This is a genomic window from Sphaerisporangium sp. TRM90804, assembly GCF_029846175.1.
Lineage (GTDB): Bacteria > Actinomycetota > Actinomycetes > Streptosporangiales > Streptosporangiaceae > Sphaerisporangium.
On record NZ_JARWAC010000009.1, the window covers coordinates 24,126 to 47,787 of the forward strand.

A 23,662-nucleotide genomic window follows, 5' to 3' on the forward strand; every position below is an offset into this window, starting at 1 on the left:
CATGGACTTCTCCTTCCAGGACCTGTCCGGCACGTTCAGCGTGGCCGACATCGCGATCGCGATGTCGCTGTCGTTCGTGCTCAGCGCGATGATCGGCTGGGTGTACCGGGCCACGCACCGCAACGTGTCCTACAGCCAGTCCTACGTGCAGACGCTGGTCATCCTGGGCATGCTGATCTCGCTGATCATGCTGGTCGTCGGCTCGAACATCGCCCGCGCCTTCGCCCTGGTCGGCGCGCTGTCGGTGGTGCGGTTCCGCAACGCCATCAAGGAGACACGCGACGTCGGGTTCATCTTCCTGGTCATGGGCGTCGGGATGGCCGTGGGCACCCGCTTCTACCTGCTGGCCGTCGTCGCCGCCGTGGCGATCTCGCTGATCATCGTGGTCATGTACCGGTTCAACTGGTTCCAGCTCAACGTGCGGCGGCAGGTGGTCAAGGTGCAGGTCCCCGCCGACGAGGACTACACCGCGGCCATCCAGGACGTGCTCATCCGGTACACCGAGGAGTTCGAGCTGGTCAGCATGGAGTCGATCCGCGGGGGCGCGCTGACGGAGCTGATGTACACCGTGAAGATCAAGAAGGGCGGCGAGCCGGCCGAGGTGATGGCCGCGCTGCGCGAACGCAACCACGGCCAGTCGGTCACCGTGCTTACCGGGTACGACCAGAGCGACCTGTAGGCCTGCACCATGACGCAGCTCAAGCATCGCGTCCCGGTGAAACTCCGGCACAACTGGAGGCTGGTCGCGCTGTGCGCGGCGTTCCTGGCCGTGTGCTGGGGTGTGCTCGGCAGCGGGATGATCCGCCCGTACGTCACCACCTCCAAGGCTGCCGAGGCCCGGACCGTCGTCGCGAACCTGACCGGCACCAAGGACCTGTTCGACACCTCCGTGGCGCACGAGGTGAGGCTCACCTTCACCGACGCCGCCTATGAGGACATGCTGAGCGAGTACTTCAAGGACGGCGAGAAGAAGTACCTCGAAGCCGACCTGACCATCGACGGCGTCCGGGTCCCCAGCGTGGGTGTCCGGCTCAAGGGCAACTCGACCCTGGCCGGGCTGACCTGGAAGGGACAGTCCAGACGCGGCGTGCCCGGCGGCGGACAGCGGCGCGGAGGCCCGCCCGAGGGCTTCCAGCCACCCGAGGGGTTTCAACCACCCGAGGGGTTTCAACCACCCGAGGGGTTCCAGCCGCCGGAGGGGTTCCAGCCACCCGAGGGCGTCCGGCCGCCGGGCGACGGTGCGCCGCCGATCCCGCCGGGCGGCGGCGAGCGGCCCAGGGGCGGCGGGTTCGGCGCGTCCCTGAAGGGCGAGGAGCCGGAGAACCTGCCGTGGCTGATCAGCTTCGACGAGTTCGTGGAGGGCCGCCGCTACCAGGGGCACAGCCAGGTGGCGGTACGACCGGCCGCGATGGGCTCGACGACGATGCTGAACGAGGCACTGGGCATCGCGCTGGTCGGCGCCTCCGGGGAGCCCACCCAGCGCGCGGCCCACAGCGCCTTCACCGTCAACGGCCGCACCTCCAAGCCGCGCCTGCTCGTGGAGTACCTCGACGAGGGCTACGCCGAAGGCCTCGGCGAAGGCGTGCTGTACAAGTCGCTGGCCAGCGGCTCCTTCACCTACAAGGGCGAGGACCAGACCGGCTACACCGCCGACTTCAAGCAGGTCAACAAGGTCGGCGGCCAGGATCTGCAGCCCGTCATCGACCTGGTCAAATGGGTGAACCAGGCCTCGGACCGCGAATTCGCCGAGGGCCTGGGCCAACGTCTGGACGTCGAGTCGTTCGCCCGTTACCTGGTCCTGCAGAACCTCATGGTCAACTTCGACGACATGGCCGGGCCCGGACGCAACTACTACCTCTGGTACGACCTGGACGCCAAGAAGTTCAAGGTCATCACCTGGGACCTCAACTTCGCCTTCAGCGGTGACGCCGAGATCGGTGCGGACGACACGGCCACCATGGGCTTCGGCCGGGGAGGCCCCCAGCAAGGCCGGCAGGACCGGCCGGCCGGAGGCCTCACCCCGCCCGAGGGCGACGTGCAAGGGCGTCCCGAAGGCGGCGCCATGGGGCGCCTGGGCCATCCTCTGAAGGAGAGGTTCCTCGAGAACGCCGCCTTCAAGCGGGTCTACCAGGAGCAGTACCGCGCGCTGTACGCCAGGCTGCTCGGCTCCGGCACCGCGTCCGGCCTGATCGACGCGCTCACCACCTCATACAAGCTGAACGAGAACGCCGACACCGCCAAGGCCGACGCCGAGGCGCAGGCCCTGCGCACGTTCCTGGGAACCCGCACTCAGGCACTGCGTTCCGACAAGGTGATCAGCGGCGGGTAGCCTCCCCGCGGTCTCTTGTGTGACCCCGCACCAGGGGCCGCTACGCCGGTGCCCGTCCCGAGGCCGCCAGCCGGTCGGCGAGCGCGACGACACGCTCGCGCAGCTCGTCGGGGCGTTCGATGACGAACGGCAGGTCGAGCGCGGCGAGCACGGCGGGCAACCAGTCGAGACTCTCGGCCCGGATCTCCACGGACCGCCAGCCCTCGTCCGCGCCCTCTCGCACCTGGGCGATGGCGGCCGGCAGTCGTGTGCGGATCTGCTCGACGGTTCCCCGTATCCGCAACGTCACCGCGTGCCGATACGGCGCCTGCGCCATCGAGGTGAGAAGGGACCGCGCGGGATCGCTTCCGGCGGGCGGCGGCTCGAACGAGCCGGGCAGCGTTCTGGCGTCCGCGATGCGGTCGAGCCGGAAGGTGCGATCCTCGCCGGCCTGCGGATCGGCTCCGGTGACGTACCACCGGCCGGCATGGTTGACCAGCCCGGACGGGTACCCGCACGGTCGCGCTGTTCGCACCCGGCTCGGCCCGCCCGGCCCGCAACCACGCCGTGATCGTCGAGTTTCTCGTGGAGGACGTGGACACCCTCTACGAGAAGCTGAAGAGCGTGGTGGAGGACTTCGTGAACGAGCCCACGACCATGCCCTGGGGCAACCGGGCCCTGCTCTTCCGCGATCCCGACGGCAACATGGTCAACTTCTTCACCCCGGTGACCCCCGAAGCGATCGAGAGGTTCAGCCGCTGATCAGGCCGGCGGAATGGCGAGCTCAGCGGCCGGCCGCACGGTCAGCCGACCACTTTGGCGATGAAGGCGGTCAGGTTGAGCCGGGTGCGGGCGATCTTCTCGGGCACGGTGAGGGTCTCGTCGAAATCCCCGCCCGCCGTCTGCCTCTTGCCCCGGGTGTAGAGGGAGCAGGCCAGGTCGGTGCACAGGTACTGGCCGACCGTGTTGCCCTGGCGCCCCGCCTCGCCGGTGCGCCGCGCGCTCATCAGCGCCACGCCGCCGCTGGTGCGGGTGGTCAGGCACAGCGAGCACATGCTGCGGGAGGTGAAGCCTCGCGCGGCCCCCGGGGCCGCGCGCAGGGCGATGCCGACGAGGCCGCCGTCGTCGCGTTCGGCGACCAGGTAGCCGCGTTCGGGCGCGCCCGGATCTCGCCAGCCGAGGAAGTCGAGGTCGTCCCAGGGCTGCTCTTCGAGATCCCTGGGGACGCCCAGGCGCTTGGCCTCGCCCTTGGAACAGTTGACGAACGAGTCGCGGATGTCGCTCTCGGTGATGGGTCTCATGTCGGGCGAGGTTAGCTTTCCTAATATGATTAGGCAAATGCTTAATTCAGTTAGGGAGGTCCCATGGCGCGAGCGGGCATCACCAGTGAAAGCCTCACGCGGGCGGCGGCGGAGCTGGCCGACGAGATCGGCTTCGAGCGGCTGACCGGCTCGGCGGTGGCGCGCAGGCTCGGCGTCAAGGACCCGAGCCTGTACGCGCACATCCGCAACGCCCGCGAGCTGAAGGTGCGGGTGGCCCTGCTCGCCCTGGAGGAGCTGGCCGACGCGGCCGCCGCTGCGCTGGCCGGGCGCTCGGGCAAGGACGCGCTGGTGGCGCTGGCCGGCGTCTACCGCGACTACGCCGCCAAGCACCCGGGCCGGTACACCGCCTGCCGGTTCGAGCTGGACGCGCAGACCGCCGCCGGCAGCGCGGGGCCCCGGCACACGGAGATGATGCGGGCGCTGCTGCGCGGCTACGACCTGCCCGAGCCCGACCAGACCGACGCGGTGCGCTTCCTGGGCGCCGCCTTCCACGGCTACGTGAGCCTGGAGCTGGCGGGCGGCTTCCGCCACACCCCGCGCGACGCCGACGCCTCCTGGGCCTGGGCCCTGGACACCCTCGACTTCGCGCTCAGGAACCATCCGTCCAGACCGTCATGACCGGCGGGCGCCGGCCGTGAGGTCCGAGGGTGCGTGGTGACGGCCGCGTCATCCGGCCGCGGGGACGGGCCGCCTGTGGCCCGCGGGCTCGGGGGCGGCGGGCCGCCAGGCGTACCAGCCGCGGCACAGCACGTAGGCGACCCCGACGGTCACCACGAGGGCGAGGTCGATGAGGCCGGTCGTCAGCGCCTCGGGCACGTGGCTGATCATGAAGGCGAACACGGTGACCGCGATCTTCTGCAGGAGCACGAGCTCCCACACTCCCCGGTGCCGGCGCGGTTCGGCGGCGAGCAGGGCCAGCAGTCCCGCGAAGACGAGATAGGCGAACGTCCGCCACCCCTCCGACATCAGGCGGTCGTCGGGCATGCCGGGCGTCTTCATGACCCCGTCCACGAACGCGACGAGGGTCGCGATCGCGGCGAAGACCATCAGCCCGCGCCCGATCCGTTCCGCCCGGGGGGCGGGGGCGTCGTCGGTGACGGGCACTCCGGTTCGAACTGTCATGAGAACTCCTCTGTCGGGGCGCTCCGGGTGAGCGTCGTACGCAAGCGATGTCCGCTGGGAGGGACGTGGATCAGATTGCGTTATTGACCGTAACTCTAGCGTCTCTATGTAGCGGGTGCAATTGACACTCACGCCGGACGCGGTGGCCCCTGCTCTATACGAGCTTCTTGTCCATGAGGCTTCGCGCGGCGTCGACGAGGGAGTCCCGGGCCGGACGGGTGCGCCAGCCGAGCAGCGTTTCGGCCTTACGGGCGCTGACGTTCGAGCGGACGCCCAGGCCGGGGGCGAGTTGGGCCAGTTCGGCGTTGAAGCGGGCGCCGAGGCGCACCGCCCAATCGGGGGCGGTGCGGCGCGGGGTCCTGGCGGCGGCCGGGCCCAGGGCGTCGCGCAGGGTCTGGGCCATGTCGGAGATCCACAGGAACTCCCCCGCCGCCAGGAACCGCTGACCGGCGGCCTCGGGCCGGGTCATGGCCAGGACGTGCAGGTCGGCGAGGTCGCGGACGTCGACGACGCTGTACCCCAAGCGCGGCGCCAACGGCATCCTGCCGCGCAGCATGAGGCCGGGGAGGTCGACCGAGGCGGAGTAGTCGGCGCCCAGGACCGGGCCCTGGATGAGGGTGGGCAGCACCGTGACCAGCTCCATCCGGTCGCCGGACCCCTGGACCAGGCGCCAGGCGTCCCGCTCGGCGAGCGTCTTGGCGCGCGGGTAGTCGTGGAGGGGCCCTTCGGGCACCTCCGTCCAGACGGTCTCGTCGGCGAGCGCCTCCTTGTCCTTCGGGACCGCGGCCGCCGCCGAGGAGGTGATCACCACGCGGCGCACCCCGCCGGCCAGGGACGCCTCAAGCACCCGGCGGGTGCCCTCACGCGCCGGCGTGACGACGTCCTGGCCGCGGTACTCCCCGGTCCGCATCGGCGAGGCGACGTGCAGCACGTGGTCGGCGCCCGTGACCGCGGCCTTCCATCCCGCGTCCCGCAGAAGGTCGGCCTCGTGGAAGGAGAGCCGGGCCTGGGCCTCCGGGGAGACCAGGGGCGCGAGCATGGCCCGGACGTCGTTCTCGCGCGAGAGCCGGCGCACGGTCGTGCGCACCCGGTGACCCCGGCCCAGCAGCTTCGCGATCACCCAGCTCCCGACGAACCCGCTGCCCCCGGTGACCAGGACCGTCGTCGCGGACGCCTCTGCCGTCGTGTCTTCCATCGTCGTCTCCGTCTCCGCCCCCTCCTGGCGCGCGAGGGCAGGCGCGGTGGCGCTCGTCTTCCACGGGCTCCAGCCAGGCCACCACTATAAGCACAAGTGGATAGATAATCCGAATGGACCAGTCATCCGATCGCGGGTAGGGTCGGCGTGTGAACGACCCGGCGCCCCCTGAGGCGACCCCTCCCGTGCTGCGCAAGGACGCCGCGCGCAACCGGCGCCGCATCATGGACGCCGCCAGGGCCCTGGCGCGCGAGGGCAGGCCGGTGCAGCTCAACGCGGTCGCGCAGGCCGCCGACGTCGGCGTGGGCACCGTCTACCGGCACTTCCCCACCCCCGAGGTGCTGCTGGAGGCCCTGGCCGCCGACCGGTTCGAGGCCCTGACCGGCCAGGCGAAGCGGGCCGGCGACATGCCGGACGCCGCCCTGGCGCTGCGCGCGTTCCTGAGGGAGGCGCTGGCCGCCTACCTGCAGGACGACGCGTTCGCGGCGGCGGCCGTCGACCCCCGGCCCGCCACACCCCAGACCCGGCGGCTCCGGCACCGCCTGCTGGAGGAGACCGGCGCCCTGCTGTCGCGGGCCGCCTCGGCGGACGGGCTGCGGCCCGCGCTCGGCCCCGGCGACATGATGCTCCTGCTCTGCGGGGTCGGCTACGCCGTCCGCCACGCCCCCGACCGCGACGACCCCGGCCTGCCGGAGCGCTACCTGGACGCGCTGCTGGACGGCGCGCTCGCGCCCCGGCCCCCGGCCGAGCCGCCGCGCCCCTGACCCGCGCCGGTCGCGCGCGGGCCGCACCGCTCACCGGCGGAACGGCTCCACCGAGACGACGGCCGGCACGGGGATCGGGCCATAGACGTGCGGGAACGCCTCCGCGGCGCCCGGCGGCACCTCCAGCGCCACCGGTGAGCCGAGCAGCCCTTCGTCCACCGTCAGGACGACCAGCGGCTCGGCCACGTCGGCGTAGTACCGCTCGGCGACCCCGCGAAGCTGGGCCAGGTCGGAGCAGGCGTGGATGAAGCCCTCCTGCTCCAGGGTGCGCCCGATGGTCGAGACGCGGTACTCGCCGCCCGCCTGGGCGGCCTCCCAGTCGCCGGCCAGCGCCAGATGAAGGATCGTCACCGGCCCAGCGTAGATCACCGCCGCCTCCGGCCCCCGCACGCGGCCGGGCGCCGGGCGAGGGAGGTCCTTGATCGGCGGTGGTTAGGCTGTCCTCGACCCCGTCCCCACCGGCCCGGCCCCTGCGGCCGGCGAGCGTCTTGATAGCGGGCGCCCGAGCTGGGCACAACGGGGTGGGCGGCCCCGGAAGGATCGCCGGCAGCGCCGGGGTGACCCGGCGCACAACCGCAACGGAGGACCGGTGCTCGACATCAGCCCACTGACCTGGAGCCTCACCATCGGGCTGATCATCGCCCTGCTCGCGGCCGACCTGGTGGCGGCGGCCCTTCGCCCGCACCGGGTGGGGTTCGGCGAGGCGACCGCCTGGTCGGTGTTCTACATCCTGACGGCCGTCGGCTTCGGCGTCTGGTTCGCCTGGCAGCACGGGAGCGTGTACGGCACCGAGTACTTCGCGGGCTACATCGTCGAGAAGAGCCTCTCGGTCGACAACCTCTTCGTCTTCGTCATCATCATGACCACCTTCGCCGTGCCGGAGGAGCACCAGCACAAGGTGCTGACCTTCGGCATCGTGCTCGCCCTGGCCATGCGGGCCGTCTTCATCGCACTCGGCGCCACCCTGCTGGCGATGTTCTCCTTCATGTTCCTGGCGTTCGGCCTGCTGCTGATCTACACGGCCGTGCAGCTGTTCCGGCACCGCGACGAGGACCCCGACGTCGAGGACAACGTCGTGGTCAGGACCGCCCGCCGCCTGCTGCCGATCACCGACGACTACGCCGGCGGCGGGCTCACCACCCGCGTCGACGGCCGGCGGATGGTGACCCCGCTGTTCATCGTTCTGCTGGCCATCGGCAGCATCGACCTGCTGTTCGCGCTCGACTCCATCCCGGCGGTGTTCGGCGTCACCGAGGAGCCCTACATCGTGTTCACCGCCAACGCGTTCGCGCTGCTCGGCCTGCGCGCGCTGTTCTTCCTGGTGAAGGGCCTGCTGGACCGGCTGGTGTACCTGTCCACCGGGCTGTCGCTGATCCTGGCGTTCATCGGCGTCAAGCTGATCCTGCACTGGGCCCACGTCGACCTGGACGAACGCGTCCCGGAGATCTCCACCCCGGTCAGCCTCACGGTGATCATCGGCGTGCTCGTCGTCGTCACCGTGGCCAGCCTGATCAAGACCCGGCGCGACCCCTCGGCCAAGGCCCACCCCGGCTCGCTGCGCGCCCACCGCGCCACGTCCGCCCTGCCCGACCCCGATCACCCCACCGGCCGGTGAGCCGCCCGGGAAACCGGTACCCGCCGCCGTGGGCGCGGTGCTAGCGTTTTGGCCATGAAGCGCGCCATGAGCACGACGACGCCGGAGAGTGTCCCGGCGCGCTGACTACCGTCTTAGTCCGAAGCCCCGGGGCGAGTGCCCCGGGGCTTCGCCGTGTGGTCACTCGCCCGCGCACCCGCGAGGAGACCACCATGAACGACCACCGCAGGCTCGGCCGCGAGCTGGACCTGTTCGACACCGACCCGCTGATCGGGGCGGGGCTGCCGTACTGGCTGCCCGACGGCGCGGCCGTTCGGCACGCCCTGGAGGAGTACGTCCGCGACGCCGAGCGCCGGGCGGGCTACCGGCACGTGTACTCCCCCATCCTGGGCAAACGCGAGCTGTACGAGATCTCCGGCCACTGGTCCCACTACAGCGACGACATGTTCCCGCCGATGGACCTGGGCTCGGAGCAGGTCGTCCTGCGCCCGAGCCTGTGCCCGCACCACGCGCTGATCTACCGGTCGCGCGCCCACAGCTACCGCGAGCTGCCGCTGCGCATCGCCGAGCTGGGCGGCATGTACCGCTCGGAGCCGTCGGGGGTGCTCGGCGGGCTGAGCCGCGTGCGGGCGATCCAGCTCAACGACGCGCACATCTTCTGCACCCTGGACCAGGTGGCCGCCGAGGCGCGCGCGGCCCTGGAGCTGATCGGCCGAGCCTACGCGGCGCTGGGCATCCGCCCGGCCCGCTACCGGCTCTCCCTTCCCGGGCCGGGCGGCAAGTACGTCGCCGCCCCCGAGATGTGGCGGCGGTCGCAGGCGCTGCTCACCGAGGTCCTGGACGGTTCGGGCGTGGCGTACGAGGCGGTCGAGGGTGAGGCCGCGTTCTACGGCCCCAAGATCGACGTCCAGATCGCCGACCCGGCCGGGCGCGAGACCACCCTGTCCACCGTCCAGGTCGACTTCCACCAGCCCGAGCGGTTCGACCTGCACTACATCGGGCCCGACGGCGACCGGCACCGTCCGGTCATGGTGCACCGCAGCGTCATCGGCAGCCTTGAGCGGGCCGTCGCCCACCTCATCGAGGCGCACGGCGGCGCCTTCCCGGCCTGGCTCGCCCCCACCCAGGTGGTGGTCCTGCCCGTCTCCGGCGCCGAGGGCGAGCGGGCCGCGGCGCTCGCGCGGCGCTGCGCCGCCCAGGGGCTGCGCGCGCGGGTGGCGGGCCCGGAGGAGGGCACCCTGGGCGCCCGGGTCCGGGCCGCGCGGCTGGTGCCCTACCAGGCGGTCATCGGCCCCAGCGAGGCCGCCCGCGACGAGGTCGCCCTGCGCCTGCGCGACGGCCGCCGCCTGGACGCCCAGCCCGCCGAAGAGGCGCTGCGCCGCATCGGCCTGCTCGTCGGGGCGCACCGCACCGACCTATGGGACAGCGCGCCCGCGTAGGCGCCGGCGCCCGGCGCCCCGGTTCGGGCGCCGGCCGCCGGTGCCGCCGGGGGCGGGTCAGCCGGCCGTGGTGACGCCGGGCCGAGACCCGCTCCGGTCCAGGCCGAGCTCCTCGGTGGGGGTCCTGTACGTCTCCGGGGCGGTGGCGATGGCGATGGCGCTGATCGCGCACAGGATGCCGGTGAAGATCGCGACCCCGGCCCAGCCGTGCAGGCCCAGCCAGCCCGACGGGGAGACGATGCCGGCCGCCGAGGCGACGGCGAAGCCGGCGATCGCGAAGCCGATCTGCGTGCCCACCGCCATGCCGGACATCCGGACCTTGGTGGTGAACATCTCGCCGTACAGGGAGGGCCAGATGCCGTTGGAGGCGCTGTAGACGACGCCGAGGGTGAGGATGCCCACCAGGAAGATCAGGCCGTAGTTCCCGGAGTTGATCGCGGCCAGGTAGGCGAAGATCATGATCGGGCTGCCGACGGCGCCGATCAGGAACACCGGCTTGCGCCCGATCCGGTCCGAGAGCGTGGCCCACAGCGGGATGGCGACCAGGGCCACGGCGTTCGCCGCGGTGGCGACCCACAGCATCGTGGACCGGTCGAGGCCCACGTCGTCGCTGGTCGCGTAGTTCAGCGCCCAGACGGTGAAGATGGTGCTGACGGTGGCGATCAGCGCGCCGCAGACCACGCGCAGCACGCTCGTCCAGTGCTCGCGGAACAGCAGCGACAGCGGCATCCTGGGCAGCGTGCCCTGGGCGGCCTCGCGGGCGAAGGCGGGGGTCTCCTCCAGCCTGCGCCGGATGATCCAGCCGACCACGGCGACGACCACGCTGAACAGGAACGGGATGCGCCAGCCCCAGGTCAGCAGCTGCTCCTCGGGCAGGGCGGCCACCGGGATGAACACCATGGTCGCCAGGATCTGCCCGAACTGGGTGCCGTTGAGGGTGAAGCTCGTGTAGTAGCCGCGGCGGGCGGCCGGGGCGTGCTCCAGGGTCATGGAGTTGGCGCTGGCCTGCTCCCCGGCCGCCGACAGGCCCTGGCACACGCGCAGGACGACCAGGAGCACCGGGGCGAGCCCGCCGATCTGGTCGCGGGTGGGCAGGCAGCCGATGAGGAAGGTCGACACCCCCATCAGGACGAGGGTGAACACCATGATGTTCTTGCGGCCGAACCGGTCGCCGAAGTGCCCGAGGAACAGCGCGCCGACGGGGCGGGCGGCGTAGGCGACGCCGAAGCTGGCCAGCGACTGGAGCGTCGCGGTGGCCGGGTCGGAGTCGTCGAAGAAGACCTTGGAGAAGATCAGGGCCGCGGCGCTGCCGTAGATGAAGAAGTCGTAGTACTCCAGCGCGCTGCCGATCCAGGCCGCGACCGCCGCCTTGCGCGGCGTGCCCTGCGTGGCACCGGGTGGTTGGTCGGTCATGCCGTGCTCCCTTGCGGCCGGGGGGTGGAGGTGGGCCTCGTCCCCCTCACGTGCGCCGAGTCACGCGCATACGAGCCCGCCCACCACAAAGGTTCGTTACGAACTAGATAGTTAATTACAGACGTGTTTCGTCATGGTCCTGTGAGGGATGTCTTGTGTCAAGAGCGCGCCATGAGGCGGTCAACCGGTGGTCACGCGGGCGCTCTTCACTGGCGGCCCGCCGGGTGCTATTACTAACTCACTAGTTCGTACAGTCGATCCGGGGTGGTGGCACGCGGCACATGACCTCCTATCTGATCGGCCTGATCGGCGCCGGGATCGGTCCCTCGCTCAGCCCCGCGCTGCACGAGCGAGAGGCCGGCCGCCACGGCCTGAACTACGTCTACCGGCTGATCGACATCGACGCGCTCGGGATGGACGCCGAGGCGATCGGGGAGCTCGTGCGCACGGCCCGGCGGCTCGGCTTCGACGGGCTCAACATCACCCACCCCTGCAAGCAGACCGTCATCCCCCACCTCGACGAGCTGTCGAAGGACGCCGCCACGCTGGGCGCCGTCAACACCGTCGTCTTCGACGGCGACCGGGCCGTCGGCCACAACACCGACTGGACCGGCTTCGCCGAGTCCTTCACCCGGGGGCTGCCCGGCGTCCCGGTGCGCTCCGTCGTGCAGCTCGGCGCGGGCGGCGCCGGCTCGGCCGTCGCCCACGCCCTGCTCACCCTCGGCACCGGCGAGCTGGTCGTGGTGGACGCCGAGCCGGGACGGGCACAGGCGCTGACGCGGGCGCTTTCGGCCCGCTTCGGGGACGGCCGGGCCCGCGCCGCCGGCCAGGAGGAGCTGCCAGGCCTGCTGTCGCGCGCCGACGGCATGGTCCACGCCACGCCCACCGGCATGGCGGGGCACCCCGGCCTGCCGCTGCCCGCCGGGCTGGTGCACCGCGGCCTGTGGGTCGCCGACATCGTCTACCGGCCGCTGGAGACCGCGCTGCTGCGCCACGCCCGCTCCCTCGGCTGCCGCGCCCTGGACGGCGGCGGCATGGTCGTCTACCAGGCCGCCAACGCCTTCCGGCTGTTCACCGGCCTTAGGCCGGACGCCGGGCGGATGCTGGCCCACCTCACCGAACTGGTCGCGTCGTGACAGGAGTACGGCATGCGCAAGTCCATCGCCACGGTGTCGGTCAGCGGCACGCTGACCGACAAGCTGGAGGCGATCGCCGCCGCCGGCTTCGACGGGGTCGAGATCTTCGAGAACGACCTCATCACCTGCCCCCACTCCCCCGAGGACATCCGCTCGATGGCCGCCGACCTCGGGCTGCGCATCGACCTCTACCAGCCGCTGCGTGACTTCGAGGCCGTTCCCGACGCGACGCTGGAGCACAACCTGCGCCGCGCCGAACGCAAGTTCCGGCTCATGGAGCGGCTGGGCGCCGAGCTGCTGCTGGTGTGCTCCAGCGTCTCGCCCGAGGCCGTGGGCGACGACGAGCTGGCCGCCGCCCAGCTGCGGCTGCTCGCCGGCCGGGCCGCCGAGCACGGCGTCCGCGTCGCCTACGAGGCGCTGGCGTGGGGGCGGCACGTCAACGAGTACCTGCACGCGTGGCGGATCGTCCGCATGGCCGACCACCCCGCGCTCGGCACCTGCCTGGACAGCTTCCACATCCTGTCGCGCGGCTCCGACCCCATCGGCATCGAGGCGATCCCCGGCGAGAAGGTGTTCTTCCTCCAGCTCGCCGACGCGCCGCTGCTGGCCATGGACGTCCTGCAGTGGAGCCGCCACTACCGCTGCTTCCCCGGCCAGGGGAACTTCGACCTGCGCGGCCTGGTGCGCCACGTGCTGAACACCGGGTACACCGGGCCGCTGTCGCTGGAGGTGTTCAACGACGTCTTCCGCCAGGCCGACGCCGGCCGCACCGCCAGGGACGCGATGCGCTCGCTGATCGCGCTGGAGGAGTCGCTGGACCCGCGGGCGCCCGGCCCGGTGGTGCCCACCGGGTTCGCCTTCACCGAGCTGGCCACCGACGACGCCGCCCCGCTGGGCGAGGTGCTGGGGGTTCTCGGCTTCTCGCGGACCGGCTCCCACCCCACCAAGCCGGTCGAGCTGTGGGAGCAGGGCGGCGCGCGGATCCTGCTGAACGCGACCGGCGCGGCCCCGGCGCTGGCGGCCATCGGCCTGGAGAGCCCCGACCCGGAGGCGTCGGCGCGCCGGGCCGGGGAGCTGCTGGCGCCGGTGCTGCCCCGCGAGCGGGGCCCGCGTGAGGCGCCGCTGGACGCGATCGCCGCGCCGGACGGCACCCAGATCTTCTTCTGCCGCACCGGCCACCCCGACCACTCCGACTGGACCGGCGACTTCCCGCGCGCGCCGGCCGGCGACGCCGCCCCCGCCGCCCCGGCGCCGGGCCGGCTCACCCACATCGACCACGTGGCGCTCGCCCAGCCGTGGCACCACTTCGACGAGGCGTCGCTGTTCTACCGCGGCGTCCTGGGCCTGCGGCCGCTGGAGAGCATGGAGGTGCCCGACCCGTACGGGCTGCTGCGCAGCAGGGCGATGTCCAGCCCGGACGGCGCGGTGCGTATGGTGCTCAACCTGGCCCGGGTCGGCGCCCAGCAGGCGCCCTGGCAGCACGTCGCGCTGGCCAGCGAGGACATCCGGGCCACCGTCCGGCGCCTGCGCGCCGTGCGCCCGGACCTGCTGCTGCCGATCCCCGGCAACTACTACGACGACCTGGAGGCCCGGTACGAGATCGGCTCCGAGCCGCGCGAGCTGGGGCTGTTGTACGACCGGGACGAGCACGGGGAGTTCCTGCACCTGTACACGATCACGCTGGGCAGCATGTTCTTCGAGATCGTCCAGCGCATCGGCGGCTACCGGGGCTACGGCGCCTCCAACGCCCCCATACGGCTGGCCGTCCAGCACGCCAGGACCCGGCCCTGATCGCGGCGGCCTAGGATGAAACGGCCGGTCCCGCCGTTCCGTGGAGTCTCATGACCTCGCAGCCCGCCGCCCGCACCACCGGGGAACGCCGGCGTGACGCCGACCGCACCAGGGCCGAGATCCTTCAGGTGGCCCAGCGCGAGTTCGCCCGCTGCGGTTACGCCGGGGCGCGGGTCGACGAGATCGCCGAGCTCATCCGCACCACCAAGCGCATGATCTACTACTACTTCGGCAGCAAGGAGGGCCTCTACATCGCCGTCCTCGAGAAGGCGTACTCGGAGGTGCGCGCCGCCGAGCGCACCGTGGACGTCCAGCACCTGGCGCCCGTGGCGGCGATCCGCACGCTGGCCGAGCTGACCTTCGACCACCACGACGCGCACCGCGACTTCATCAAGCTGGTCGCCATCGAGAACATCCACGACGCCGAGCACATCCGCAAGTCGCAGGCGCTGGCCAACCTGGGCACGCCGGTGCTCGACGTCATCTCCCGCATCCTGGAGGCGGGGGTGGCCTGCGGCGACTTCTCGACCGAGGCCGACGCCGTCGACGTGCACATGATGATCAGCGCGTTCTGCTTCTTCCGCGTCGCCAACCAGCACACCTTCGGCGCCCTGTTCGGCCGCGACATGACCGCCCCCGAGCACCGGGCGAGGCTGCGCGCGATGGTCGGCGAGATGGTGGTGTCCTACCTGAGGTCCGGCCGCGACCGGTAGCCCAAGGTCCGGCCGGGACCGGTAGCCCCTGCGGGGACGCGGCCGCGCGCGGCGCCGGGGTCAGTGCGCCCCGGCGAGGTTCAGCAGCACCACGCCGCCGATGATCAGCAGGATGCCGCCGACCTTCGCCAGGTTCATGGTCTCGCCCAGGAACAACGCGCCGATCACCGCGATCGCCGCCGTGCCCACCCCCGCCCACACCGCGTAGGCGACGCCGACCTCCATCTGCAGCTTCAGCGCCCGGGCCAGCAGCGCGAAGGAGGCGACGTAGCCGATCACCACCACCACCGACCAGCCCTTGTGGGCGAATCCGTCGCTGAGCTTGAGCGCGGAGGTCGCCAGGACCTCCGAAGCGATCGCGGCGGCGAGCAGCAACCACGCCATCGAACCGGCCTCCTCGTTCCGACCGGCACCATGAACCGGTACAAGCCGGGCCACTGTAGCCGGTGGTCCACGACGGCCCGCACGCGGCCGGCGATGCGGGCTTCGCCCACCGCCCGCTCGGTCACCAGGATCCGAACGGCGACCGCGGTGATGCGGCCGGCGGTCCGGCGCCGGGCCGAGCCGGGCGCGAGGACTACCCGGTGAAGCGCGGCGGGACCTCCGCGTCAGCCGGTGAGGCGGGCGATCAGGCCGGGATGCCCGGCCAGGCCCTTCTGCACCATCGAGTCCACCCAGGCGTCCGCCGGGCCGACCGTGCTCCAGTCGATGGGGCCGTGCGGCGGCTCGGGGTCGTACTCGATCAGCAACTGGACGAACTGGGCGGTCTGGCGGCCCGACAGGCGTTCGGCCAGGTGCAGCGCGAGGTCGATGCCGGCCGACACGCCCGCCGCCGTGACCACCGGACCGTCCTGCACCCAGCGTCGCCGCACCGGCGTCGCGCCGAGGCGGCTCAGCAACGGCCGGCAGGCCCAGTGCGTGGTGGCCTGGCGGCCCTCCAGCAGGCCGGCCGCGCCCAGTATCAGCGATCCGGTGCAGACCGAGGCCATGATCTCGGCGCGGCCGGCGACGTCGCGCAGCCAGGCCAGCAGGTCCTCGTCGGCCATGGCCGTGAAGGTCGGCTCGGTGCCGCCCGGCACGATGACGGCGTACGGGTCGCGCACCTGGTCGAAGGTGTGGCTCGCGGTGAGCGACAGCGGGGTGTCGGTGCCCAGCGCCTCCAGCGAGCCGGACACCACCACGGGCCGCACCGAGGGGTCGAGCCCGGCGAGCGCCGAGAAGACCTGCAGCGGCCCGACCATGTCGAGCGCGGTGATCCCGGGGTACAGCACGAAGGCGATCGTCTTCACGGGTGCGGCGCCGGGCTCCGGCGCGGGTGTGGAAGCCATGCCCCCCACCCTCGTCGCGCGCTCCGGCGCCCGGCAACGACGGGCCTCGGGCATGTCCGGATTCCTGCGATCCCTGTCCACCCGCCATGGAGCGGGCCACGCGACCGGCGCCCCGGCCCGTCAGCCGCGGTAGTGCTCGGCCAGCGCCGTGAAGGCGGCCTTGGGCTCCCACGGCATGCCGGGGTAGGTGCGGCCGCCGCCGTCCTCCAGCACCTTCACCACGCCGTACCCGGCCATGTCCAGATCGTGCCGGGGGTCGGCGCGGTGCGGCAGGTGGTAGGAGGCGAAGGTGTTGGCGAACGTGACGTCGACGCCCTCGGCGGTCAGGATCTCCAACTGCTCGCGCAGGCCGGCGGCCTGTTCCTCCTCGTCGCGGGTGTAGTCGCCGTCGAGCCGGACCGGCGTGGCGCCGTCCCACTCGACGATCATCCCGCCGCGGGCGCCCCTGGCGGCGGCGCCCCGGTAGGTGGCCGAGCCGAACTCGCTGATCGCGACCGGCTTTCCCCGCGCGACCAGGGAGCGGACGGCCTCGCGGTAGATCGCGGCGACGTCCTCGGACCAGTAGGCGTCGACGGAGGCGATGTCGAACGGCGTCCAGTCGACGTTCTCCAGCCACAGCGAGGCGTAGGTGACCTTCCCGCCGAACCGCTCGCGGACGGTGGCGGCGGCCCTGCCGAGGAAGTCGTTGAGCAGGCCGGGGACCTTCGCCATCGCCTCGCGCAGCAGGCGGGGCTCGCCGAGCAGGCCGATGCGCTCGCCGAGGGTGTCGCCGGGCAGGAAACCCCTGGCGAACAGGCTCAGCTCGGCGCCGGTGACGAAGACGACCTCGGCTCCGCGACGGCGGAGCCGTTCGGCGCGTTCGGCGCAGTCGGCGAGCAGGCCGAGAAGCTCATCGGTGGTCGGGTTGGCGGTGAACGGCGAGAACCAGACCTCAAGGCCCGCGTCGGCGGCGTGGCTGGCGGCGATCTCCAGCCGCCCGGGGTCGCCGCCGGTGACGCGCACCGCGGTGCAGTGCAGGTCGTCGCGGATGACGCGCATCTCGCGCCGGACCACGTCCGGGTCGAAGTTCTCCCGGGTGTTCCCCTCCAGGTGCAGGAAACCGGTGTCGTAGGTGATGCCTTTGCCGGGCATGGGGTGCCTTTCGTCATGCTGTGTCGGGTACCGCCACGTCTGGGGCCGTCGACGGTATTTAGGGTACGCATCGTACCTTAGGCGGCAAGGTAGCATGAGGACGGCGGCGCGCGGTAGGGTACGACGGGTACCTACGGTGGGAGGGGACATGGCCGACGAACCCGGGCGGCCCCGCACCGCCCCGGCGAGGCGGCGCGGGGCCGCGCTGGAAGAGGCGATCCTGCGCGCGGCCGTCGAGGAGCTCACCGAGAACGGCTATCCCGGCCTCACCATGGACCGGGTGGCCAGACGGGCCGGCACCAACAAGAACGCCATCTACCGCCGCTGGCCCAACCGGGCCGCGCTCGGCATCGCCGCCTACCGGCGGATGACCGTGGCCGACGCGCGCCTGCCCGACACCGGCGAGCTGCGCGGCGACGTGCTGGCGCTGCTGCGGGGCGCCAACCGCCACTGGTCCTCCCCCACCGGCGACATCCTGCGCGGCCTGCTGTCGGGCCTCGGCGACGACCCGGAGCTGCTGGCACAGCTTCGCGAGCAGAGCAGCGACGGCGGCGCGGCCATGTGGCTGACGGTTCTGGGCCGCGCCGTGGCCCGCGGCGAGGTCGCGCCCGAGGCCCTGCACCCGCGGGTCGCCACCGTCGCCGTCGTGCTGCTGCGCAACGAGTTCATCACCCGCGGCGTCCCGTCCGTGCCCGACGCCGTCCTCGTCGAGATCGTCGACGAGGTGTACCTGCCGCTGGTCCGCCGGCGCTCGCCGCCCTGACCGTCACGGGCGCGCCGCGCCCGCGCGATCCCGGCCCACCCGTCATGGGCCGCCGCGAGGGGCCCGCGGGTAGCGTGATCGGCATGGACGAACGCCGCTTCGCCGTCGTCGGGTACGAGGGGGCCGAACTGCTCGACATCGCCTGCGTGACCACCGGCCTGGTCGCGGCCAACCACCTCGGCGCCGACCCGCCGTACTTCGTCCGCCTGGCCACCCCCGGCGCGCGCACCATCTCGTGCGGCACGGGGCTGCGGCTGGAGGCCCAGGAGTGCCTCGAACGGCTCAAGGGCCCGCTGGACACGCTGCTGGTCTCCGGCGGGTTCGGCCACGAGCACGCGGCGGGCGACGCCGCGCTGGTCGGCCACGTGCGCCGGCTGGCGGCCGTGAGCAGGCGGGTGGCCTCGGTGTGCACCGGGGCCACCGTGCTGGCGGCCGCGGGCCTGCTGGACGGCAGGCGGGCCACCACCCACTGGGGCTTCGCCCGCCGCCTCGCCGAGCGCTACCCCAAGGTGAGCGTGGACGCCGGGCCGCTGTTCATCCGCGACGGCGAGGTCTACACCGGCGCCGGGGTGACCAGCGCCCTCGACCTCACCCTGGCCCTGATCGAGGCCGACCACGGCGCCGAGCTGGCCCGCCAGGTGTCGCGCAGCCTGGTCACCTACCTGCAGCGCCCCGGCAACCAGGCCCAGATGAGCATGTTCGTCACCGGGCCGCCCCCCGAGCACGCCCTGGTGCGCCGCCTGACCGGCTACGTCGCCGCCCACCTGGACTCCGACCTGACCTCGGCCGCGCTGGCGGCGAGCGCCGGGGTGAGCGAGCGCCACCTGCACCGGCTGTTCCTGGAGCACCTCGGCCAGAGCCCGGCCCGCTTCGTCCGCAAGGCCCGCGCCGAGGCGGCGGCGCACCTGCTGTCGTCCACCCCGCTGCCGGTGGCGGCGATCGCGCGGCGGTGCGGCTTCGGCTCGGCCGAGACGCTGCGCCAGGCGTTCGCCGACATCTACGGCCTCCCCCCCTCGCGCTACCGCGCGGCATCCCAGAGAACACCCGCCTAGGCCGCTCCTACGGCTTCGAGCTCCGTGGCCCTTCGAAGAAGGCGTGGTGCGCCGGTTCGTCGGCCAGACGTGCCTGGTAGCCGGCGATGACGAGCTGGGCTCGGTCACGGGCTTCGAGCTTGGTGAGCAGCCGGCCGATGTGCGTCTTGAGAGTGGCGCGGCTGATGTGCAGGGCGGCCTCTATCTCGGCGTTGGACAGGCCGCGGGTGATGAGCGTGAGGATTTCGCGTTCGCGGGGTGTCACGCCGTCGAGCGATCGGGTGGCGGCCGGCCGGTCGGTGAGGGCGGCGATCAGACGGCGGGTGACGGTGGGGGCGAGCAGGGCCTCACCGGCGGCCACGGTGTGGATCGCGTCGAGCAGCCGGGGCGGGGTGGTGTCCTTCAGGAGGAAGCCGCTGGCTCCGGCGTGCAGCGCCCGGTACACGTGGTCGTCGAGGTCGAAGGTGGTCAGGACGAGCACGCGGGGCGGGTGCGGGCCGGCGGTGAGTCGCGCGGTCGCGGTGATGCCGTCGAGCTCCGGCATGCGGACGTCCATGAGGACGACGTCGGGACGATGTTGGGCGGCGAGCGCGACGGCTTCGTGCCCGGTGCCGGCCTCGGCGACGACGGTGAAGCCCGGAGTGGCATCGAGCAGACGGCGCACGGTGGCTCGGAACAGGGGTTCGTCGTCGGCCAGCAGCACCCGGACGGCGGTGCCGGTCATGTCGGGAACGGCAGGGTCGCCCGGACGGCGAATCCGCCGGTCGGCTGTGGGCCCGTCGTCAACGTGCCGCCGTGCAGGGCGACGCGTTCACGCATGCCCGCCAGCCCGTACCCGGGCGCGGCGTCACGGAGGGTGGCCGCGCCGTCGTCGACGACGCGAACGGTGAGGGCGCCCGGGGTCGCCGTGACGGCGACGTGGCAGTGGCGGGCGTCCGCGTGCCGGCGCACGTTGGTGAGGGCCTCCTGCAGGATGCGGTAGGCGGAGGTCTGCACGGCCGCCGGCACGGCCGGCAGGTGCGGCGCCTCCACGGTGACGTCCACGCCGGCCGCCCGGGTCGCCTCGATCAGCCCGCCGATCCCCGCCAAGGCCGGTGTGCCGTCCTGGCCGGCGTCGGCTGACGGCTCGTCGCGCAGTCCGCCCAGCACGGCCCGGATGTCCTCCAGCGCGCCGCGGCTGACCTGCTCGATGGTGCGCAGGGCGGCGTCCTGCTCCGTGCCCAGGTGCTGGGCGACCGCGGCGTTCATGGCGATCAGGCTCAGGTTGTGCCCGACGACGTCGTGGACTTCCCGGGCGATGCGCAGCCTCTCCTCGGCGACGGCCCGCGCGGTGCGCAGCCGAGCGAGTTCGGCGGCGTGCCGGCGACGCGTCCGCACCGCCCAGGCCAGCGACCACGAGCCCGCGAGCACGAGGACGCTGACCGTGCTCACCAGCCCCGGCGCGGTGCTGAACGACTCCTCCCCCGCCGTGGCGGGGATGAGCGGGAGGCGGCCGGTGGCGGCGGCCGCGAGGCCGGGAACCAGGATCGCCGCCAGCGCCGCCGACAGCCCGCGGGCCGCGGCCCGCGGCGAGGTGAGCGCCACCGGGTACAGCGCGAAGGCGACGGCCCACAACGTCACCTCCGCCCCCACCCCGGCGAGCGCGGCGACGGCCGCGGCCGTCGCCACGAGCGCGAGGACCGGCACCGGCCACCTGCGGCGCGCCGCGAGCGGCAGGCCGATGAGCCCGGACAGCGCCAGCACCGCCACGCCGGACGCCGGCGTCCGCAGCACGGCGGCGCCGGCCACGGTGAGCGCGAGCAGCGCGTCGGCCGTGAGCAGGACTCGGCGGGAGATCGGCACGGACGTCACTGTAACCAGGGCCGTCCCGCGGGCGCATCGGACCGGCGTCCGATGCGCCGGGGGCCGGTCGCCGCGCAGGCTGGCGCGGTGCTGATCCGAATGCTGACCGCCCTGGTCCTCGCCGCCCCCGCCCCCACCCCCTCCCCCGCACCGACGTCTCCGCCCGCCCCGGCCGGGACGGTCACCGTGGCCGCGATCGACGCGGCGGTCCGGTCCTACCTTGAGGCGACCGGCGTGCCGGGCGTCGCGGTCGCCGTGACGCGGGGACGCACCGTGATACACACCGGGGGCTACGGGCACACCGCACAGGGTGAGGCCGTAACCGACCGCACCGTCATGGCCGTCGCCTCGGTCAGCAAGTCCATGACCGCACTGGCCGTTCTGCAACTGGCCGACGCCGGCCGCGTCGAGCTGGACACGCCCGTGCGCACGTACCTGCCGGAGTTCAGGCCGGCGGACGAGCGCGTCGCGCGGGTCACCGTGCGGCAGTTGCTCAACCACACCTCCGGGCTGTCGGACCGGACGTACAGATCGTTCAGCGGCCCCCTGGCGCACGACCCGAGGGAAGCGGTCGCCTTGATGCGGACCGCCCGCCTGGCCGCCGAGCCGGGCACCCGGTTCGAGTACCACAACCCCAACTACCAGGTCGCCGCACGCCTGGTCGAGGTGCTCAGCGGCCTGCCGTTCGACGCCTACCTGCGGCAGCGGGTGTTCGGACCGCTGGGGATGGCCGACAGCCGGTCCATCGACACCTCCGACGAGCTGCCACCCAGCAGCCGCGGTCATCTGATGGTCGCCGGCAGGCCGGTCGCGCTGCCCGAGCCCCCCGCCTTCGGCGCCGGATCGGGCGCCGTCCTGAGCACCGCCCGCGACATGGCCGCCTGGCTCGTCGCCCAGACCGGCCGAGGACGCGGACCCGCCGGCGCCCCGGTCGTCTCCGCCGCCGCCGTCGCCGAGATGCACCGGCCGTCGGCCGAAGGCTACGGCCTCGGCTGGCACACCGGCACCACCCCATCGGGGAAGCCGCTGGTCGAACACGACGGTGACATGATGACGTTCACCGCCTACCAGGCCCTCCTGCCCGCCAGCGGGTACGGCATCGCGGTCATGGCCAACACCGGAACCCTGCACCGCGACGCCCAGACCATCGGCGCGCGCCTCGTCGACCTCGTCGAAGGGCGTACTCCGCCACGCCCGAACACGTCCCTGGTGTGGATCGACCTCGCCCTGCTGGCTCTCGCGGCGGTCGTCGCGCTGCTGGGCGCGCGAGGGATCCGCCGGGGCCGCCGCTGGGCGGCCGTCCGGCGCCCCGGCTGGGCGATCGCCGCCCGTCACCTGCCCTACCTGCTGCCGTCGGGCCTTCTCATCGGGCTCCACCGTGTGGTGAGCCTGCTCTACCGCGGCCGTGACATCTCCTGGCCGCAGACGGCCTACCTGTATCCCACGCTGACGCTGTTGCTCGCCGTGGCGTCGGCCGCGGGCGTCGCGGTCGTCATCAGCCGGACGACACCGCTCATCCGCACCCCGCGGCGGCGGTAGCGTCTTCGTCCCCACCCCGAGCACGACGTCGAACACCTGGCGGAGGGTGCGGCCGGCCGCACGAATGCCTCGATCTCGGCGCCTTCGTCCAGGTCCGGTTCCGGACGCACCTGACCTCGCGCGCGCAGCCTCCAGCGCGTGGCGTGGACGGCGACCCGCGAAGCTCCGAGGGCGTGTGGGGCGCGGTCGCTTGCCAGCGGTATCGAATACGTGTTCCACTGTCGGTCATGCGTTTCGACGCCCTTCCCCTCGTCGACGACACCCCCGCCTCACGGCCGCGCATCGAGCGGCGGGCGGTTCGCCGCACCTCCGGCGGCACCACGTTCTACGAGGTGGCCTCGCGCACCGTTCTCGACCGCGTTCCCGAGGCCACCGGCCTGGGCATCGCCTGGGCGGTCAGCCCGTACCGGGGGTGCGCGCACGCCTGCCTCTACTGCGCCGGGCGGCGCGGCCACCGCTACCTGGGGCTCGACGGCGAGCGCGACTTCGGCTCGGCCATCGTGGTGCGCACCGACGTCGCCAAGCGGCTGCGCGCCCAGCTCGCCTCGCCCCGCTGGGGCGGCGAGACGGTCGGCATCGGCCTGAACGGCGACTGCTACCAGGAGGCCGAGGAGGTCTACCAGCTCATGCCGGGCATCGTCGCCGCGCTGCGCGACACCGGCAACCCCTTCCGGGTGATGACCAAGAGCTCGCTGATCCTTCGCGACGCCGAGCTGCTGGCCGAGGCGGCGCAGGTCGCCGAGGTCGAGGCGCGGGTGTCGGTCGGCTTCGTCGACGACCGCCTGCGCCGCGCCGTCGAGCCCGGCGCCCCGAGCGCGCAGAAACGCCTCGAACTGTGCGCGACGCTCGGCGAGAAGGGCGTGCCGTGCGGGGTGTTGATGGCGCCCATCCTGCCCTGCCTCACCGACTCGGAAGACCAGCTCCGCGCGGCGGTGCGCCGCGTCGCCGACGCCGGCGCCGTCAGCCTGACCCCCCTGGTGCTGCAGCTCCCGCCCGGCTCGCGCGAGTGGTACCTGCGGTGGCTGTCCGAGGAGCACCCCCGTCTGCTGCCGCGCTACGAAGAGCTCTACGGCGACGGCCCGCACGCCGCCGCCGACTACCGGGCCCGCGTCGTCGGCCGCGTGGCCGAGCTCGCCCGCCTGTACGGCATCGGCACCCGGCGCGCCCCCTGGCAGCCCCGGCGCACCGCCGACCGCCAGCTCGCCCTCCTTTGACGGGGCCCGCCAGGGAA

25 protein-coding genes are annotated in these 23,662 nt (G+C 72.9%); 14 read left to right on the plus strand and 11 right to left on the minus strand.

Features of this window, described 5'->3' with window-relative positions; genetic code table 11:
• The first annotated feature begins 1 nt into the window (after position 1).
• The gene (locus tag PYR91_RS10760; RefSeq protein WP_279779389.1) at positions 2 to 679 is read left to right on the plus strand and encodes a DUF4956 domain-containing protein; all 678 of its coding nucleotides are present in this window, start codon (positions 2 to 4) and stop codon (positions 677 to 679) included.
• Between the two features lie 9 nt (positions 680 to 688).
• Positions 689 to 2,329 carry a CotH kinase family protein gene (locus PYR91_RS10765; RefSeq protein ID WP_279779390.1) on the plus strand — a complete coding sequence of 547 codons (1,641 nt, stop codon included), beginning with the start codon at positions 689 to 691 and terminating at the stop codon, positions 2,327 to 2,329.
• A 40-nt stretch (positions 2,330 to 2,369) separates the two neighbouring features.
• On the opposite strand, the gene PYR91_RS10770 is transcribed toward PYR91_RS10765, so the two are convergent.
• Entirely contained in the window at positions 2,370 to 2,843 is a 474-nt protein-coding gene (locus tag PYR91_RS10770; RefSeq protein WP_279779391.1) for a WYL domain-containing protein, read from the minus strand.
• On the opposite strand from PYR91_RS10770, the gene PYR91_RS10775 reads away from it, so the two are divergent.
• Positions 2,834 to 3,070 (plus strand): VOC family protein, encoded by a 237-nt coding sequence (locus PYR91_RS10775; protein WP_347943058.1) that lies wholly within the window; start codon positions 2,834 to 2,836, stop codon positions 3,068 to 3,070. The two genes, PYR91_RS10770 and PYR91_RS10775, sit on opposite strands and share 10 nt — an antisense overlap.
• A gap of 41 nt (positions 3,071 to 3,111) precedes the next feature.
• On the opposite strand, the gene PYR91_RS10780 is transcribed toward PYR91_RS10775, so the two are convergent.
• Positions 3,112 to 3,609 carry an FBP domain-containing protein gene (locus PYR91_RS10780; RefSeq protein ID WP_279779394.1) on the minus strand — a complete coding sequence of 166 codons (498 nt, stop codon included), beginning with the start codon at positions 3,607 to 3,609 and terminating at the stop codon, positions 3,112 to 3,114.
• 63 nt (positions 3,610 to 3,672) lie between these two features.
• On the opposite strand from PYR91_RS10780, the gene PYR91_RS10785 reads away from it, so the two are divergent.
• On the plus strand, positions 3,673 to 4,248 hold the full coding sequence (locus PYR91_RS10785) for a TetR/AcrR family transcriptional regulator (RefSeq protein WP_279779395.1): 576 nt from the start codon (positions 3,673 to 3,675) through the stop codon (positions 4,246 to 4,248).
• A gap of 48 nt (positions 4,249 to 4,296) precedes the next feature.
• Here PYR91_RS10785 and PYR91_RS10790 read toward each other — a convergent pair whose 3' ends face one another.
• Both PYR91_RS10790 and PYR91_RS10795 read right to left on the minus strand, forming a co-directional pair.
• A complete protein-coding gene (locus PYR91_RS10790) occupies positions 4,297 to 4,752 on the minus strand; it encodes a hypothetical protein (RefSeq protein WP_279779397.1) in 456 nt (151 codons plus the stop codon).
• A gap of 154 nt (positions 4,753 to 4,906) precedes the next feature.
• Positions 4,907 to 5,947, minus strand: coding sequence for an NAD-dependent epimerase/dehydratase family protein (locus PYR91_RS10795; RefSeq protein ID WP_279779399.1), 1,041 nt, complete (start codon positions 5,945 to 5,947; stop codon positions 4,907 to 4,909).
• Positions 5,948 to 6,096: 149 nt separating this feature from the next.
• Between PYR91_RS10795 and PYR91_RS10800 the strand changes: the two genes are divergently transcribed.
• Positions 6,097 to 6,711 (plus strand): helix-turn-helix domain containing protein, encoded by a 615-nt coding sequence (locus tag PYR91_RS10800; protein WP_279779401.1) that lies wholly within the window; start codon positions 6,097 to 6,099, stop codon positions 6,709 to 6,711.
• Positions 6,712 to 6,741: 30 nt separating this feature from the next.
• Here PYR91_RS10800 and PYR91_RS10805 read toward each other — a convergent pair whose 3' ends face one another.
• Positions 6,742 to 7,062, minus strand: a complete 321-nt coding sequence (locus tag PYR91_RS10805) for a DUF952 domain-containing protein (protein WP_279779402.1) — start codon at positions 7,060 to 7,062, stop codon at positions 6,742 to 6,744.
• Between the two features lie 238 nt (positions 7,063 to 7,300).
• Between PYR91_RS10805 and PYR91_RS10810 the strand changes: the two genes are divergently transcribed.
• Complete coding sequence (locus PYR91_RS10810) at positions 7,301 to 8,326, plus strand: TerC family protein (protein WP_279779403.1); 1,026 nt, start codon at positions 7,301 to 7,303, stop codon at positions 8,324 to 8,326.
• Positions 8,327 to 8,427: 101 nt separating this feature from the next.
• A complete protein-coding gene (gene thrS / locus PYR91_RS10815; protein WP_279779917.1) occupies positions 8,428 to 9,744 on the plus strand; it encodes a threonine--tRNA ligase in 1,317 nt (438 codons plus the stop codon).
• Between the two features lie 57 nt (positions 9,745 to 9,801).
• Here thrS and PYR91_RS10820 read toward each other — a convergent pair whose 3' ends face one another.
• The gene (locus PYR91_RS10820) at positions 9,802 to 11,157 is read right to left on the minus strand and encodes an MFS transporter (protein ID WP_279779404.1); all 1,356 of its coding nucleotides are present in this window, start codon (positions 11,155 to 11,157) and stop codon (positions 9,802 to 9,804) included.
• A gap of 281 nt (positions 11,158 to 11,438) precedes the next feature.
• Between PYR91_RS10820 and PYR91_RS10825 the strand changes: the two genes are divergently transcribed.
• The 3 genes from PYR91_RS10825 to PYR91_RS10835 are packed head-to-tail and all read left to right on the plus strand — an operon-like array spanning position 11,439 to position 14,797.
• Positions 11,439 to 12,293 carry a shikimate dehydrogenase gene (locus PYR91_RS10825; protein WP_279779406.1) on the plus strand — a complete coding sequence of 285 codons (855 nt, stop codon included), beginning with the start codon at positions 11,439 to 11,441 and terminating at the stop codon, positions 12,291 to 12,293.
• A 12-nt stretch (positions 12,294 to 12,305) separates the two neighbouring features.
• On the plus strand, positions 12,306 to 14,084 hold the full coding sequence (locus PYR91_RS10830; RefSeq protein ID WP_279779407.1) for a sugar phosphate isomerase/epimerase and 4-hydroxyphenylpyruvate domain-containing protein: 1,779 nt from the start codon (positions 12,306 to 12,308) through the stop codon (positions 14,082 to 14,084).
• Positions 14,085 to 14,134: 50 nt separating this feature from the next.
• A complete protein-coding gene (locus PYR91_RS10835; protein WP_279779409.1) occupies positions 14,135 to 14,797 on the plus strand; it encodes a TetR family transcriptional regulator in 663 nt (220 codons plus the stop codon).
• A gap of 60 nt (positions 14,798 to 14,857) precedes the next feature.
• On the opposite strand, the gene PYR91_RS10840 is transcribed toward PYR91_RS10835, so the two are convergent.
• From PYR91_RS10840 to PYR91_RS10850, 3 genes are all read right to left on the minus strand, one after another.
• A complete protein-coding gene (locus PYR91_RS10840; protein WP_279779410.1) occupies positions 14,858 to 15,181 on the minus strand; it encodes a multidrug efflux SMR transporter in 324 nt (107 codons plus the stop codon).
• A 224-nt stretch (positions 15,182 to 15,405) separates the two neighbouring features.
• On the minus strand, positions 15,406 to 16,125 hold the full coding sequence (locus PYR91_RS10845; protein ID WP_279779411.1) for a DJ-1/PfpI family protein: 720 nt from the start codon (positions 16,123 to 16,125) through the stop codon (positions 15,406 to 15,408).
• 120 nt (positions 16,126 to 16,245) lie between these two features.
• The gene (locus tag PYR91_RS10850; RefSeq protein ID WP_279779412.1) at positions 16,246 to 17,256 is read right to left on the minus strand and encodes a hypothetical protein; all 1,011 of its coding nucleotides are present in this window, start codon (positions 17,254 to 17,256) and stop codon (positions 16,246 to 16,248) included.
• 148 nt (positions 17,257 to 17,404) lie between these two features.
• Between PYR91_RS10850 and PYR91_RS10855 the strand changes: the two genes are divergently transcribed.
• Complete coding sequence (locus PYR91_RS10855) at positions 17,405 to 18,019, plus strand: TetR/AcrR family transcriptional regulator (RefSeq protein WP_279779413.1); 615 nt, start codon at positions 17,405 to 17,407, stop codon at positions 18,017 to 18,019.
• Between the two features lie 83 nt (positions 18,020 to 18,102).
• The gene (locus PYR91_RS10860; protein ID WP_279779414.1) at positions 18,103 to 19,071 is read left to right on the plus strand and encodes a helix-turn-helix domain-containing protein; all 969 of its coding nucleotides are present in this window, start codon (positions 18,103 to 18,105) and stop codon (positions 19,069 to 19,071) included.
• Between the two features lie 7 nt (positions 19,072 to 19,078).
• Here PYR91_RS10860 and PYR91_RS10865 read toward each other — a convergent pair whose 3' ends face one another.
• Together PYR91_RS10865 and PYR91_RS10870 are read right to left on the minus strand one after the other, a co-directional pair.
• Positions 19,079 to 19,774 carry a response regulator transcription factor gene (locus tag PYR91_RS10865; RefSeq protein WP_279779415.1) on the minus strand — a complete coding sequence of 232 codons (696 nt, stop codon included), beginning with the start codon at positions 19,772 to 19,774 and terminating at the stop codon, positions 19,079 to 19,081.
• A complete protein-coding gene (locus tag PYR91_RS10870) occupies positions 19,771 to 20,892 on the minus strand; it encodes a sensor histidine kinase (protein ID WP_279779417.1) in 1,122 nt (373 codons plus the stop codon). Before PYR91_RS10870 ends, PYR91_RS10865 begins: the two co-directional genes overlap by 4 nt.
• 87 nt (positions 20,893 to 20,979) lie before the next feature.
• On the opposite strand from PYR91_RS10870, the gene PYR91_RS10875 reads away from it, so the two are divergent.
• Together PYR91_RS10875 and PYR91_RS10880 are read left to right on the plus strand one after the other, a co-directional pair.
• Positions 20,980 to 22,431, plus strand: coding sequence for a serine hydrolase (locus tag PYR91_RS10875; RefSeq protein ID WP_279779419.1), 1,452 nt, complete (start codon positions 20,980 to 20,982; stop codon positions 22,429 to 22,431).
• A 227-nt stretch (positions 22,432 to 22,658) separates the two neighbouring features.
• Positions 22,659 to 23,645, plus strand: coding sequence for a radical SAM protein (locus PYR91_RS10880; RefSeq protein ID WP_279779420.1), 987 nt, complete (start codon positions 22,659 to 22,661; stop codon positions 23,643 to 23,645).
• Positions 23,646 to 23,662 lie beyond the last annotated feature (17 nt).